16 protein-coding genes are annotated in these 13,478 nt (G+C 62.7%); 15 read left to right on the forward strand and 1 reads right to left on the reverse strand.

The annotated features are described in order from the left end of the window. The first annotated feature begins 10 nt into the window (after window positions 1-10). The 5 genes from tgt (at window position 11) to FQ664_RS04840 (ending at window position 5,011) form a co-directional block, all read left to right on the forward strand. Entirely contained in the window at window positions 11-1,126 is a 1,116-nt protein-coding gene (tgt, locus tag FQ664_RS04820; protein WP_161959640.1) for a tRNA guanosine(34) transglycosylase Tgt, read from the forward strand. A gap of 42 nt (window positions 1,127-1,168) precedes the next feature. Then, a complete protein-coding gene (gene yajC, locus FQ664_RS04825) occupies window positions 1,169-1,504 on the forward strand; it encodes a preprotein translocase subunit YajC (protein ID WP_085623861.1) in 336 nt (111 codons plus the stop codon). A 63-nt stretch (window positions 1,505-1,567) separates the two neighbouring features. After that, window positions 1,568-3,430, forward strand: coding sequence for a protein translocase subunit SecD (gene secD / locus FQ664_RS04830; RefSeq protein ID WP_144170628.1), 1,863 nt, complete (start codon window positions 1,568-1,570; stop codon window positions 3,428-3,430). A 10-nt stretch (window positions 3,431-3,440) separates the two neighbouring features. Beyond that, window positions 3,441-4,349 (forward strand): protein translocase subunit SecF, encoded by a 909-nt coding sequence (gene secF, locus FQ664_RS04835; protein WP_144170629.1) that lies wholly within the window; start codon window positions 3,441-3,443, stop codon window positions 4,347-4,349. 119 nt (window positions 4,350-4,468) lie between these two features. Next, window positions 4,469-5,011 (forward strand): glycine zipper 2TM domain-containing protein, encoded by a 543-nt coding sequence (locus FQ664_RS04840; RefSeq protein ID WP_144170630.1) that lies wholly within the window; start codon window positions 4,469-4,471, stop codon window positions 5,009-5,011. A 183-nt stretch (window positions 5,012-5,194) separates the two neighbouring features. On the opposite strand, the gene suhB is transcribed toward FQ664_RS04840, so the two are convergent. After that, entirely contained in the window at window positions 5,195-6,013 is an 819-nt protein-coding gene (gene suhB / locus FQ664_RS04845) for a type III secretion system regulator SuhB (protein WP_003257850.1), read from the reverse strand. Window positions 6,014-6,164: 151 nt separating this feature from the next. Here suhB and trmJ point away from each other — a divergent pair, with 151 nt between their 5' ends. The 10 genes from trmJ (at window position 6,165) to iscX (ending at window position 13,417) form a co-directional block, all read left to right on the forward strand. Further along, window positions 6,165-6,920, forward strand: a complete 756-nt coding sequence (gene trmJ / locus FQ664_RS04850) for a tRNA (cytosine(32)/uridine(32)-2'-O)-methyltransferase TrmJ (protein WP_144170631.1) — start codon at window positions 6,165-6,167, stop codon at window positions 6,918-6,920. A 3-nt stretch (window positions 6,921-6,923) separates the two neighbouring features. Then, window positions 6,924-7,709, forward strand: a complete 786-nt coding sequence (cysE, locus tag FQ664_RS04855; protein WP_144170632.1) for a serine O-acetyltransferase — start codon at window positions 6,924-6,926, stop codon at window positions 7,707-7,709. 179 nt (window positions 7,710-7,888) lie between these two features. Next, window positions 7,889-8,380, forward strand: coding sequence for a Fe-S cluster assembly transcriptional regulator IscR (gene iscR, locus FQ664_RS04860; RefSeq protein WP_144170633.1), 492 nt, complete (start codon window positions 7,889-7,891; stop codon window positions 8,378-8,380). A gap of 46 nt (window positions 8,381-8,426) precedes the next feature. Next, complete coding sequence (locus FQ664_RS04865) at window positions 8,427-9,641, forward strand: IscS subfamily cysteine desulfurase (protein ID WP_144170634.1); 1,215 nt, start codon at window positions 8,427-8,429, stop codon at window positions 9,639-9,641. A gap of 46 nt (window positions 9,642-9,687) precedes the next feature. Continuing rightward, the gene (gene iscU / locus FQ664_RS04870) at window positions 9,688-10,074 is read left to right on the forward strand and encodes a Fe-S cluster assembly scaffold IscU (RefSeq protein WP_003248539.1); all 387 of its coding nucleotides are present in this window, start codon (window positions 9,688-9,690) and stop codon (window positions 10,072-10,074) included. A 28-nt stretch (window positions 10,075-10,102) separates the two neighbouring features. Continuing rightward, entirely contained in the window at window positions 10,103-10,426 is a 324-nt protein-coding gene (iscA, locus tag FQ664_RS04875; RefSeq protein WP_003257854.1) for an iron-sulfur cluster assembly protein IscA, read from the forward strand. Between the two features lie 8 nt (window positions 10,427-10,434). Next, window positions 10,435-10,956: a co-chaperone HscB gene (gene hscB, locus FQ664_RS04880; protein WP_144170635.1), complete on the forward strand. Its 522-nt coding sequence runs from the start codon at window positions 10,435-10,437 to the stop codon at window positions 10,954-10,956. Window positions 10,957-10,998: 42 nt separating this feature from the next. Continuing rightward, on the forward strand, window positions 10,999-12,861 hold the full coding sequence (hscA, locus tag FQ664_RS04885) for a Fe-S protein assembly chaperone HscA (RefSeq protein WP_144170636.1): 1,863 nt from the start codon (window positions 10,999-11,001) through the stop codon (window positions 12,859-12,861). A 3-nt stretch (window positions 12,862-12,864) separates the two neighbouring features. Next, window positions 12,865-13,206, forward strand: a complete 342-nt coding sequence (gene fdx, locus FQ664_RS04890; protein WP_144170637.1) for an ISC system 2Fe-2S type ferredoxin — start codon at window positions 12,865-12,867, stop codon at window positions 13,204-13,206. Window positions 13,207-13,216: 10 nt separating this feature from the next. Continuing rightward, window positions 13,217-13,417 carry a Fe-S cluster assembly protein IscX gene (iscX, locus tag FQ664_RS04895; protein WP_144170638.1) on the forward strand — a complete coding sequence of 67 codons (201 nt, stop codon included), beginning with the start codon at window positions 13,217-13,219 and terminating at the stop codon, window positions 13,415-13,417. Window positions 13,418-13,478: the final 61 nt, after the last annotated feature.

The following is a 13,478-nucleotide window of genomic DNA, read 5'->3' on the forward strand; positions in this document are numbered from 1 at the left end:
CACCTGTCGAATGTCCTTCGAACTGCTGGCCACCGACGGCAAGGCCCGTCGTGGTCGCATCACCTTCCCACGTGGCACCGTGGAAACCCCGGCGTTCATGCCGGTGGGCACCTATGGCACGGTCAAGGGCATGCTGCCGCGCGATATCGAGGCCATCGGCGCCGAGATGATCCTCGGCAACACCTTCCACCTGTGGCTGCGCCCGGGTACCGAGGTGATCAAGAAGCACAACGGCCTGCACGACTTCATGCAGTGGAAAGGCCCGATCCTCACCGATTCCGGTGGTTTCCAGGTGTTCAGCCTGGGCGCCATGCGCAAGATCAAGGAAGAGGGCGTGACCTTCGCCTCGCCGGTTGACGGCGCCAAGGTGTTCATGGGGCCGGAAGAGTCGATGCAGGTGCAGCGTGACCTGGGCTCGGACGTGGTGATGATCTTCGACGAGTGCACCCCGTACCCGGCCGAGCACGATGTGGCGCGCGCGTCCATGGAGCTGTCGCTGCGCTGGGCCCAACGTTCGAAGAACGCCCACGCCGACAACACCGCGGCGCTGTTCGGTATCGTCCAGGGCGGCATGTACCAGGACCTGCGCATGCGCTCGCTGGAAGGCCTGGAAAACATCGGCTTCGACGGGCTGGCCATTGGTGGCCTGTCGGTGGGCGAGCCCAAGCACGAAATGATCAAGGTGCTGGATTACCTGCCGGGCCAGATGCCTGCTGACAAACCTCGTTACCTTATGGGGGTAGGCAAACCGGAAGATCTCGTTGAGGGTGTGCGCCGCGGCGTCGACATGTTCGACTGCGTGATGCCGACGCGTAACGCGCGCAACGGTCATCTGTTCGTCGATACAGGGGTGATCAAGATCCGCAATGCGTTCCATCGCCACGATGATTCGCCGCTGGATCCGACCTGTGACTGCTATACCTGCAGCAACTTCTCCCGCGCCTATCTCCATCACCTGGACAAGTGCGGCGAAATGCTGAGCAGCATGCTGAATACCATCCACAACTTGCGCCATTACCAGCGCTTGATGGCCGGTTTACGCGAGGCTATTCAACAGGGTAAATTGGCCGCCTTTGTCGACGCCTTCTACGCCAAGCGCGGGCTTCCAGTGCCGCCTTTGGACTGACTGTCCGCATCCATTATTAGAAAATTACATTAGGAGTGCCCAATGAGCTTCTTGATCCCCGCCGCATACGCGGACGCTGCAGCACCCGCCGCTGGCCCAGCCGGCACCGGCTTCGAGTGGATTTTCCTGGTCGGTTTCCTGGTCATCTTCTACCTGATGATCTGGCGCCCGCAGGCCAAGCGTGCAAAAGAGCAGAAGAACCTGCTGAGCAACTTGCAGAAGGGTGACGAAGTTGTCACCAACGGCGGCATCGCCGGCAAGATCGTCAAGGTTTCCGATGATTTCGTGGTACTGGAAGTTTCCGACAGCGTCGAGCTGAAGTTCCAGAAGGGTGCCATCGCGGCCACCCTGCCAAAAGGTACGCTCAAGGCTATCTGAGTTACCGGTTTTTCTTTCCAGTCGGGGCGCGCAACGCGCCCCGCGTCTTGAACGGGCGGCGTGATGCTGAACAAATACCCTCTGTGGAAATATGCACTGATCGTGCTGGTACTGGTGGTCGGTTTCATTTATTCCGCTCCCAACCTCTACCCGGATGATCCGGCGGTACAGATCAGTGGTGCCAGCTCGGCGCTGCAGGTGAACCAGGCCGACCTCGATCGCGTCAGCAAGGCGCTGGGCGATGCCAAGATCGCCATCAAGGGCGCGAGCCTGGGTGAGAAGGGCAGCGGGCTGATCCGCCTGACCAATCAGGAAGACCAACTGCCAGCCAAGGATGTAGTGCGCAAGGCACTGGGCGATGATTACGTCGTGGCCCTGAACCTGGCCCAGACTACCCCGCAATGGCTGCGCAGCCTGGGTGCAAGCCCGATGAAGCTGGGCCTGGACCTGTCCGGTGGTGTGCACTTCCTGCTGGAAGTGGACATGGACAAGGCCATGAACGCCCGCATGAAAGTCTACGAAGGCGAGGTCAAGACCTTGCTGCGCAAAGAGCGCGTCCGCTACCGCAGCCTGCCTCAGCAGGATGGCGGCATCATGCTGGGCTTCGCTGACGATGCCACCCGCGAACAGGCTCGTGCCCTGATCCGCAAGAATTTCAATGACTTCGACCTGACCACTACCGAGCGCAACGAGCTCGCCGTGCTGCGTCTGGCGCTGACCCAGGCGAAAGTCGCCGAGATCCGCGAATACTCGATCAAGCAGAACCTCACCACCGTCCGCAACCGGGTCAACGAGCTGGGCGTGGCCGAGCCGCTGGTACAGCGCCAGGGCGCCAACCGCATCGTGGTCGAGCTGCCAGGCGTGCAGGACACTGCCGAAGCCAAGCGCATCCTTGGCAAAACCGCCAACCTGGAGTTCCGCTTCGGTGCCGAGCCGGGTGCGTCCAAGGCCACCACCGAAGTGTTCGAGTTCCGGGAAGGCGGCCGTTCCGCTGCGGTGGAGCGCGGCCTGATCATCACCGGTGACCAGGTGACCGACGCCCAGGCCAGCTTCGACGAGCAAGGTCGCCCGCAGGTGAACATCCGCCTGGATGGCCACGGTGGCGAGCTGATGAGCCGCGCTACCCGCAGCAACGTCGGCCGCAGCATGGCGGTGATCTTCATCGAGCAGAAGCCGGTCACTCGCTACGTCAAGCAGATCGTCGACGGCGTCGAGAAGGACGTTGCCGTACAGAGCTTCCAGGAAGAGAAAAAGATCATCAGCCTGGCGACCATCCAGTCGCCGCTGGGCAGCCAGTTCCGCATCACCGGCCTGAACGGCCAGGGTGAATCGTCCGAACTGGCCCTGCTGCTGCGCGCCGGTGGCCTGGCCGCGCCGATGTACTTCGCTGAAGAACGTACCATCGGCCCAAGCCTGGGTGCCGACAACATCACCAAGGGGATCGATGCATCGCTGTGGGGCATGCTGTTCGTTTCGCTGTTCATCATCGCCATCTACCGTGGCTTCGGCGTGCTGGCCACCATCGCCCTGGCCGGCAACATGGTGTTGCTGCTGGCGCTGATGTCTCTGCTTGGGGCAACCCTGACCCTGCCGGGTATCGCCGGTATCGTGTTGACCATGGGTATGGCGGTGGACGCCAACGTGCTGATCTTCTCGCGTATCCGTGAAGAGTTGGCGGCAGGCATGTCCGTGCAGCGGGCCATCCATGAAGGCTTCAATCGGGCCTATTCGGCAATCGTCGATGCCAACCTGACCACCTTGCTTGTAGGCGGCATCCTGTTCGCCATGGGTACCGGTCCGGTCAAGGGCTTTGCGGTCACCATGTCCCTCGGGATTTTCACATCGATGTTCACCGCCGTGATGGTGACCCGTGCGTTGGTCAACCTGACCTGTGGCGGGCGTGACATCAAGAAGCTGTGGGTTTGAGGGAGCTGCGATGAAAACCATCAATTTCATGGGCGTGCGCAAGGTTGCGTTCGCCGTTACCGTGCTCCTCACCGTGCTGGCGCTGTTCAGCTGGTGGCAGAAGGGCCTGAACTTCGGCCTGGACTTCACCGGCGGTACGCTGATCGAGCTGACCTACGAGCGCCCGGCCGACCTCAAGGCGGTGCGTGCCGAGCTGGTCAATTCCGGCTTCCACGAGGCTGTGGTGCAGAGCTTCGGCGCCACCACCGACCTGCTGGTGCGCATGCCGGGCGATGACCCGCAGCTGGGCAACAAGGTAGCTGAAGCCCTGCAGAAGGCCGGCGGCGACAACCCGGCCAAGGTCAAGCGTGTCGAGTTCGTTGGCCCGCAGGTGGGTGAAGAACTGCGCGACCAGGGTGGCATGGGCATGCTCCTGGCCTTGGGCGGCATCCTCATCTACCTGGCCTTCCGCTTCCAGTGGAAGTTCGCTGTGGGCGCGATCGTCTCGCTGATCCATGACGTGGTGGTGACCCTGGGTATCCTGTCGTTCTTCCAGATCACCTTCGACCTGACGGTGCTGGCGGCGGTGCTGGCGATCATCGGCTACTCGCTGAACGACACCATCGTCGTGTTCGACCGGGTGCGTGAGAACTTCCGCGTCATGCGCAAGGCCTCGCTGATCGAGAACATCAACGTTTCCACCACCCAGACCCTGCTGCGGACCATCGCTACCTCGGTTTCGACCTTGCTGGCCATTGCCGCGCTGCTGTTCTTCGGTGGCGACAACCTGTTCGGCTTCTCGCTGGCCCTGTTCATCGGCGTCATGGCCGGTACCTATTCGTCGATCTATATCGCCAACGTGGTACTGATCTGGCTGAACCTGAGCAGTGAAGACCTGATCCCGCCGGCCAAGACCGACGGTGTGGACGACCGTCCGTAAGGCGTGCTCCACGCCGTTTGGCGGCCCAAAAGGCGCGAGTGTTGAACTCGCGCCTTTTTTTTTACTCCAAGGCTGGGAGAAGGCGGGTTGGACCCGCGGGTGATGATCAGGAGGTTCATGTGAACAAATCAATGCTTGTGGGTGCGGTACTGGGTGCTGTCGGTGTGACCGCCGGAGGTGCTGTCGCGACCTACAGCTTGGTCAACAAGGGGCCTGAGTATGCACAGGTCACTGACGTGCAGCCGATCAAACAACAGGTAAAAACCCCCCGTGAGGTCTGCAAGGACGTCGCCGTGACGCGGCAGGCGCCGGTCAAGGACCAACACCAGATCGCAGGTACCGTGGTGGGTGCCATTGCCGGTGGCCTGCTGGGCAACCAGATCGGTGGTGGTAGCGGCAAGAAGATCGCCACCGTGGCTGGTGCGGTTGGTGGTGGTTATGCCGGTAACAAGGTGCAGGAGGGCATGCAGGAGCGTGATACCTACACCACCACGCAAACCCGCTGCAATACGGTCAATGACATCAGCGAGAAGGTGGTGGGGTACAACGTGACCTATTCCATCGGTGACCAGGTGGGCAAGGTCAAGATGGACCATGAGCCAGGCTCGACCATACCGCTGGACAAGAATGGCAAGCTGATCCTCAGCGAAGCCGGGCAGTGATCTTGTTACCTGCGCTGGCCTCATCGCCGGCAAGCCCCCCACAGGAGGGCATCAGGTCCAAGGCCTGTGGATAACCTTGTGGGAGCTGGCTTGCCGGCGAAGAGGCCGGTTCAGGCAATGCAAAACCATCAGGCACAAAAAAAGCACCCCTCGGGGTGCTTTTTTCGTACCGGCAATCCGCGCTTAGCGCTTCATGTTCTCTGGCAGGTGCGGCTGGATAGCAGTCAGCACGGCCTTGAAGCACTTGATGTTGCCCGCAACGATATGACCCTTCTCGAGGAAGTCATGGCCACCGTTGAAGTCGCTCACCAGGCCGCCCGCTTCCTGGATCAGCAGCACGCCGGCCGCCATGTCCCACTCGGACAGGCCCGACTCCCAGAAGGCGTCGAAACGGCCGGCGGCCACGTAGGCCAGGTCCAGGCTGGCAGAGCCGGCGCGGCGGATGCCGGCGGTCTGGCCAGTCAGGGCGCGGAACATGCCCAGGTAGTTGTCCAGGTCGGCCATCTGGCTGTCACGGAACGGGAAGCCGGTGCCCAGCAGGGCGCCTTCCAGGCTGGTGCGCGAGCTGACGCGCAGGCGGCGGCCATTGAGCTGGGCGCCACGGCCACGGCTGGCGGTGAATTCTTCCTGGCGAACCGGGTCGACGATCACGGCGTGCTCAAGGCGGCCACGGTATTTGCAGGCGATGCTGACCGCGAAGTGCGGGATGCCACGCAGGAAGTTGGTGGTGCCGTCCAGCGGGTCGATGATCCACAGGTAATCCTTGCCTTCTTCGCCGCTGCCCGCGTGCAGGCCGGTTTCCTCGCCCTGGATGGAGTGGTTCGGGTAGGCCTTGCGCAGGGCGTTGACGATGCTCTGCTCGGCGGCGCGATCGACTTCGGAAACGTAGTCCTTGGCCTCTTTCTCATCGACCTTGATGCTATCCAGGCGTTCGATGGAGCGGAAAATCAGTTCACTGGCGCTGCGAGCGGCGCGCAGGGCGATATTCAGCATAGGCTGCATGGGCGGGTCACCTGGAGATGTTAAAGAAGAAAGCCGATCATTCTAACAGAAAACTTTGGCGGCAGAAGTGTCACATTTGCTTTCATGGCGTTACGTCTGTCGGTTCTGTAAGATCGATGGCCCTGATTCCTGCATCTGTGAGCACAACACCTTGCTGCAAAATATTCGTGTTGTTCTGGTCAATACCAGCCACCCCGGCAACATCGGCGGCGCTGCACGTGCCATGAAAAACATGGGCTTGTCGCGCCTGGTGCTGGTGCAGCCGAAAGAGTTCCCCGCCGTGGATGCCAGTGCCCGAGCCTCGGGGGCCGACGATGTGCTGGACAGCGCCCTGGTGGTCGACAGCCTCGAGCAGGCGTTGGTCGGCTGCAACCTGGTGATGGGCACCAGCGCCCGTGAGCGGAGCATCCCCTGGCCGCTGATCGGCCCGCGCGAGTGCGGCGCCAAGGCGGTGGAGCATGCCAGCGGTGGCGAGGAAATCGCCCTGGTGTTCGGGCGCGAACACGCCGGCCTGACCAACGAAGAACTGCAGCGATGTCACTTCCACGTGCACATTCCCTCCAACCCCGACTTCAGCTCGCTGAACCTGGCCGCCGCTGTCCAGGTGCTCTCTTACGAGGTGCGCATGGCCTGGCTGGCTGCCGGTGCGGCGCCGGGCAAGGTCGAGAAAGTTGACGCCAGCGAGCTGGCGACCATGGACGAAATGGAGCTGTTCTACGACCACCTGGAAAAAACCCTGGTCGGCATCGGCTTCCTTGACCCCGACAAGCCCAAGTACCTGATGCCGCGCCTGCGCCGGTTGTATGGGCGGGTCGCGGTCGAACGTTCGGAAATGAGCATTTTGCGTGGCATCCTCACCGAGACCCAGAAAGTGGTCCGGGGCGAGCCGCATAAACGGAAGGACTGACAGATGTTCGAACGCCTGCGTGAAGATATTCAAAGCGTATTCCATCGTGACCCGGCTGCGCGCAACGCCTTCGAGGTGCTGACCTGCTACCCGGGCATGCATGCCATCTGGCTGCACCGCCTGGGCAATGCTCTGTGGAAGCGTGATTTCAAGTGGCTGGCCCGCCTGGTGTCCAACTTCGGCCGCTGGCTGACCGGCATCGAGATCCACCCCGGCGCCACCATCGGCCGGCGCTTCTTCATCGACCATGGCATGGGCATCGTCATCGGTGAAACCGCCGAGATCGGCGACGATGTCACCCTTTACCAAGGCGTGACTCTGGGGGGCACCAGCTGGAACAAAGGCAAGCGCCACCCGACCCTGGAAAACGGTGTGGTGGTGGGGGCGGGAGCCAAGGTGTTGGGCCCGTTCACCGTTGGTGCCGGGGCCAAGATCGGTTCCAATGCGGTGGTGACCAAGGCAGTGCCGGCCGGCGCCACGGCGGTCGGTATCCCGGGGCGAATCATCGTCAAGAGCGAAGACAACGAGGTCGAGGCCAAGCGCAAGGCCATGGCCGAGAAGATCGGCTTCGATGCCTATGGCGTCAGTGGCGACATGCCGGACCCGGTGGCCCGTGCCATCGGCCAGATGCTCGACCACCTGCAGGCAGTCGACGAACGGCTGGAGGGTATGTGCGGTGCCCTGACCAAGATGGGGAGCGACTACTGCGCCAAGGAACTGCCAGCCCTGCCGGAAGATGACTTCAAGGAAGTTGCCCAGGTGGCCCAGCGCGACACTCAGGCACATTGATTGCGCCGTGCTGAAATCACGGTGACATACGGGGCGTGTGCTCACGCCCCCTGTCTGCTACAATCGCGCCCGCCTCCCCAATGCAAACCCGACTAAAGCACTAGGTCTAATAGTTGACTTGAATGCTCGGGAATCGCATACTCGCTCACATCCTGTAACTCCCGTGGTACCCAATAGCCATGCGACTGACTACCAAAGGCCGATACGCCGTGACCGCCATGCTCGACCTGGCGTTGCACGCGCAGCATGGGCCGGTGTCTTTGGCCGACATTTCCGAGCGCCAGGGCATTTCCCTCTCTTATCTGGAACAGCTGTTCGCCAAGCTGCGCCGCAGCAGCCTGGTCTCCAGCGTACGTGGTCCAGGCGGTGGCTACCAGCTGTCGCGGGGCATGGAAACCATCCGGGTGGCCCAGGTTATCGATGCGGTCAACGAATCGGTCGATGCCACCCGTTGCCAGGGTCTCGGGGACTGCCATGCCGGTGATACCTGTCTGACCCACCACCTGTGGTGTGACCTCAGCCAGCAGATCCATGAATTCCTCAGCGGTATCAGCCTGGCCGACCTCGTCATGCGCCGTGAGGTGCAGGAAGTCGCCCAGCGCCAGGACCTGCGGCGTGTCGCAGGCCGAACCGCCCAGCTGGACAAGATTGAGACGTCCGCCGTCGATTGATCCCACTGGGACGACGAGCGACGCCACCGCCTGATAGGAGAGACAAATGAAGTTGCCGATCTACCTCGATTACTCCGCGACCACCCCGGTCGACCCACGCGTGGCCCAGAAGATGGCCGATTGCCTGCTGGTTGACGGGAACTTCGGTAACCCGGCTTCGCGCTCCCACGTCTTTGGCTGGAAAGCCGAGGAAGCGGTCGAGAACGGTCGTCGCCAGGTTGCCGAGCTGATCAACGCCGATCCGCGCGAAATTGTCTGGACCAGCGGCGCCACCGAGTCCGACAACCTCGCGCTCAAGGGTGTCGCGCACTTCTATCAGACCAAGGGCAAGCACATCATCACCTCCAAGATCGAGCACAAGGCGGTCCTGGATACCGCTCGCCAGCTGGAGCGTGAAGGTTTCGAAGTCACCTACCTCGAGCCAGGCGAAGACGGCATCGTCACCCCGGCCATGGTCGAAGCGGTGCTGCGCGACGACACCATTCTGGTTTCGCTGATGCACGTGAACAACGAAGTCGGCTCGATCAACGATATCGCCGCCATCGGTGAACTGACCCGCTCGCGCGGTGTGCTGTTCCACGTTGACGCGGCGCAGTCGGCCGGCAAGGTCGAAATCGACCTGCAAAAGCTGAAGGTCGACCTGATGTCGTTCTCGGCGCACAAGGTCTACGGCCCGAAAGGCATCGGCGCGCTGTACGTCAGCCGCAAGCCGCGTGTACGCCTGGAGGCCATTATTCACGGCGGTGGCCATGAGCGCGGCATGCGTTCGGGTACCCTGCCGACCCACCAGATCGTCGGCATGGGCGAAGCCTTCGCCATCGCCAAGCAGGAAATGGCCGCGGAAAACGTGCGCATCAAGGCCCTGAGCGACCGCTTCTTCAAGCAGGTCTCGGACCTCGAAGAGCTGTACGTCAACGGCAGCAAGACTGCCCGCGTACCACACAACCTGAACCTGAGCTTCAACTACGTCGAAGGCGAATCGCTGCTGATGTCGCTGAAGGACATCGCCGTATCGTCCGGTTCGGCCTGCACCTCCGCGTCGCTCGAGCCGTCCTACGTATTGCGCGCCCTGGGCCGCAACGACGAGCTGGCGCACAGCTCGATCCGCTTCTCCTTCGGCCGTTTCACCACCGAAGAAGAAGTCGACTACGCCGCGCAGAAAGTCTGCGAGGCCGTAAACAAACTGCGTGAGCTGTCGCCGCTGTGGGACATGTACAAAGACGGCGTTGACATCTCCAAGATCGAGTGGGCCGCCCACTAAGCAGTCGCCGGCAAGAGCGGCTCCCTGATGAGGAAGGAATTGCACCATGGCATACAGTGAAAAGGTCATCGACCACTACGAAAACCCGCGCAACGTCGGCAAGATGAACGCCGAGGACCCGGACGTCGGTACCGGCATGGTCGGCGCTCCGGCCTGCGGTGACGTGATGCGCCTGCAGATCAAGGTCAACGAGCAGGGCGTGATCGAAGACGCCAAGTTCAAGACCTACGGCTGCGGTTCGGCCATCGCTTCCAGCTCCCTCGCCACCGAGTGGATGAAGGGCAAGACCCTGGACGAAGCCGAAACCATCAAGAACACCCAGCTGGCCGAGGAACTGGCGTTGCCGCCGGTCAAGATCCACTGCTCGGTACTCGCCGAAGATGCCATCAAGGCAGCCGTACGCGATTACAAGCAGAAAAAAGGCTTGATCTAAGTCGCCTGTTGCGAGGTAAGGAGTCCTGATGGCTATCAGCATGACAGAAGCCGCCGCCAACCACGTGCGGCGTTCCCTGGAAGGGCGCGGCAAGGGCGAAGGCATTCGCCTGGGCGTGCGCACCACCGGTTGCTCGGGCCTGGCCTACGTGCTGGAGTTCGTCGACGAGCTGGCGGACGAAGACCAGGTGTTCGAGAACCATGGCGTCAAGGTGATCATTGATCCCAAGAGCCTGGTGTACCTCGATGGCACCGAACTGGACTTCGTCAAGGAAGGGTTGAACGAAGGCTTCAAGTTCAACAACCCCAACGTGCGCGGTGAGTGTGGCTGCGGCGAAAGCTTCAACGTTTGAGGCTGGCTGTGGGTACTCCTTGTCATTTCGCATTGTTTGACCTCCAGCCAAGCTTCCGCCTGGATCTCGACAAGCTGGCCACTCGCTATCGCGAGCTGGCCCGCGAAGTCCATCCCGATCGCTTTGCCGACGCCTCCGAGCGCGAGCAGCGCGTGGCGCTGGAGAAGTCTGCAGCCCTCAACGACGCCTACCAGACCCTGCGCAGTGCGCCGCGTCGGGCCCGCTACCTGCTGGCCATCGGCGGCCATGAAGTGCCCCAGGAGGTCACGGTCCATGACCCGGACTTCCTGTTGCAGCAGATGCAGTGGCGCGAAGAGCTCGAAGAGCTGCAGGACGAAGCCGACCTCGCTGGCGTGGCCGTGTTCAAGAAGCGCCTGAAGGTCGCCCAGGACACGCTGAACGAGGACTTTGCCGCCTGCTGGGACGCCCCCGGCGAGCGCGACAAGGCCGAACGCCTGATGCGCCGCATGCAGTTCCTCGACAAGCTCGCCCAAGAAGTGCGCCAACTGGAAGAGCGCCTCGACGATTAACCCGGTGCTGCCCGTGATGGCACCTAAGGTATTCAGATAAGCATGGCCCTACTGCAGATTGCCGAACCCGGTCAAAGCCCTCAGCCGCACCAGCGCCGCCTGGCGGTGGGGATCGACCTGGGTACCACCAACTCCCTGGTCGCCGCACTACGCAGCGGCCGTAGCGAGCCCCTGCCCGACGCGCAGGGCAATGTCATTCTGCCGTCCGCGGTGCGCTACCTCGAAGGGCGCAACGAAGTGGGGCAGGCTGCACGCGATGCCGCTTCCAGCGACCCGCTGAACACCGTGCTGTCGGTCAAGCGCCTGATGGGGCGCGGCCTGGCCGACGTCAAGCAGCTGGGCGAGCAGCTGCCGTACCGCTTCGTTGGCGGTGAGTCGCACATGCCGTTCATCGACACCGTGCAGGGGCCGAAAAGCCCGGTGGAAGTGTCCGCCGATATCCTCAAGGTGCTGCGCGAGCGTGCCGAAGCCACCCTCGGCGGTGAGCTGGTGGGGGCGGTGATCACCGTGCCGGCCTATTTCGACGATGCCCAGCGCCAGGCCACCAAGGACGCTGCGCGCCTGGCCGGCCTGAACGTGTTGCGCCTGCTCAACGAGCCGACTGCCGCTGCCGTGGCCTATGGCCTGGACCAGAACGCCGAAGGCGTGGTGGCCATCTATGACCTGGGTGGCGGTACTTTCGACATTTCCATCCTGCGCCTGACTGCCGGCGTATTCGAAGTGCTGGCCACCGGTGGCGATACGGCCCTGGGCGGTGATGACTTCGACCACGCCATTGCCGGCTGGATCATCGAACAGGCCGGTCTGTCGTCCGACCTGGACCCGGCCACCCAGCGCGCGCTGTTGCAAACCGCCTGCGCCGCCAAGGAAGCCCTGACCGACGCCGACGTGGTCCGTGTCAGCCATGGCACCTGGCAGGGCGAGCTGAGCCGCGCCGGCTTCGAAGCCATGATCGAGCCCATGGTTGCCCGCAGCCTCAAAGCCTGCCGCCGCGCCGTGCGTGACAGCGGTATCGAGCTGGAAGAGGTCAGCGCCGTGGTCATGGTCGGTGGTTCGACCCGCGTCCCGCGTGTGCGTGAAGCCGTCGGTGCGCTGTTCGGGCGCACCCCGCTGACCTCGATCGACCCCGACCAGGTGGTGGCCATCGGTGCTGCCATCCAGGCCGATACCTTGGCCGGCAACCGCCGCGAAGGTGGCGAGCTGCTGCTGTTGGATGTCATCCCGCTGTCGCTTGGTCTTGAGACCATGGGCGGGCTGATGGAGAAGGTGATCCCGCGCAACACCACGATCCCGGTGGCGCGTGCCCAGGAGTTCACCACCTATAAAGATGGCCAGACGGCCATGATGATCCACGTCCTGCAGGGCGAGCGCGAGCTGATCAGCGACTGCCGCTCGCTGGCGCGCTTCGAGTTGCGTGGCATCCCGGCCATGGTCGCCGGTGCGGCGAAAATCCGCGTCACCTTCCAGGTCGACGCCGACGGCCTGCTCGGCGTCGCCGCCCGCGAGCTGGGCTCGGGCGTGGAAGCCAGCATCCAGGTCAAGCCGTCCTACGGCCTGACCGACGGCGAAATCGCCCGCATGCTCAAGGACTCCTTCGAACACGCAGGTTCCGACAAGCAGGCCCGCCAGTTGCGCGAGCACCAGGTGGACGGCGAGCGCCTGCTCGAAGCGGTACAGGGCGCCCTGGACGCCGACGGTGAGCGCCTGCTCAGCAGTGACGAGCGCGCCGCCATCGAATTCCAGATGCAAGAACTACGTGATTTGCTGGCCGGCACCGATGGCGCAGCCATCGAGCAACAGACCAAGCGTCTGTCGCAGGTGACCGACGCATTTGCCGCCCGTCGCCTTGATTCGACGGTCAAAGCCGCACTGGCCGGGCGCAACCTGAATGAGATCGAGGAGTAACCGATGCCGCTGGTGACATTCCTGCCGCACGAGAAGTTCTGCCCCGAAGGGCTGACCGTGGAAGTCGAGCCCGGGACCAACGTCCTGGAACTGGCCCACGACCATCACATCGAGATGGAAAGCGCCTGCGGCGGCGTCAAGGCCTGTACCACCTGCCACTGCATCATCCGCAAGGGTTTCGACTCGCTGGAAGAAGCCGACGAGCTGGAAGAGGACATGCTGGACAAGGCCTGGGGCCTGGAGGCTCAATCGCGCCTCGGCTGCCAGGTGGTTGTCGCTGACCAGGACCTGGTCATCGAGATCCCCAAGTATTCGCTCAACCACGCCGCCGAAGCGCCGCACTGAGGTTTGCCCCATGAGCCTGAAATGGATTGATGTACCTGAGATCGCCATCCAGCTTGCAGAAAGCCAGCCGGACGTCGATCCTCGTTATGTGAATTTCGTCGATCTGCACCGCTGGGTGCTGGCCTTGCCAGAATTCAGCGACGATCCATCACGCGGCGGTGAGAAAGTGCTCGAGGCCATCCAGGCGGCCTGGATCGAAGAAGCCGACTGAACGCGTCCTGCAGGTTAGGCAATCCCCTGGAACCCGCGTATAATTCGCGGGTTTAATTTTT

It is taken from the genome of Pseudomonas persica, assembly GCF_900291015.1.
GTDB lineage: Bacteria > Pseudomonadota > Gammaproteobacteria > Pseudomonadales > Pseudomonadaceae > Aquipseudomonas.

Coding starts and splice junctions, on each gene's coding strand:
- tgt (WP_161959640.1), top strand. CDS start 11: ATGTCCTTCGAACTGCTGGCCACCGACGGCAAGGCCCGTCGTGGTCGC.
- yajC (WP_085623861.1), top strand. CDS start 1,169: ATGAGCTTCTTGATCCCCGCCGCATACGCGGACGCTGCAGCACCCGCC.
- secD (WP_144170628.1), top strand. CDS start 1,568: ATGCTGAACAAATACCCTCTGTGGAAATATGCACTGATCGTGCTGGTA.
- secF (WP_144170629.1), top strand. CDS start 3,441: ATGAAAACCATCAATTTCATGGGCGTGCGCAAGGTTGCGTTCGCCGTT.
- suhB (WP_003257850.1), bottom strand. CDS start 6,013: ATGCAGCCTATGCTGAATATCGCCCTGCGCGCCGCTCGCAGCGCCAGT.
- cysE (WP_144170632.1), top strand. CDS start 6,924: ATGTTCGAACGCCTGCGTGAAGATATTCAAAGCGTATTCCATCGTGAC.
- iscR (WP_144170633.1), top strand. CDS start 7,889: ATGCGACTGACTACCAAAGGCCGATACGCCGTGACCGCCATGCTCGAC.
- FQ664_RS04865 (WP_144170634.1), top strand. CDS start 8,427: ATGAAGTTGCCGATCTACCTCGATTACTCCGCGACCACCCCGGTCGAC.
- iscU (WP_003248539.1), top strand. CDS start 9,688: ATGGCATACAGTGAAAAGGTCATCGACCACTACGAAAACCCGCGCAAC.
- iscA (WP_003257854.1), top strand. CDS start 10,103: ATGGCTATCAGCATGACAGAAGCCGCCGCCAACCACGTGCGGCGTTCC.
- hscA (WP_144170636.1), top strand. CDS start 10,999: ATGGCCCTACTGCAGATTGCCGAACCCGGTCAAAGCCCTCAGCCGCAC.
- fdx (WP_144170637.1), top strand. CDS start 12,865: ATGCCGCTGGTGACATTCCTGCCGCACGAGAAGTTCTGCCCCGAAGGG.
- iscX (WP_144170638.1), top strand. CDS start 13,217: ATGAGCCTGAAATGGATTGATGTACCTGAGATCGCCATCCAGCTTGCA.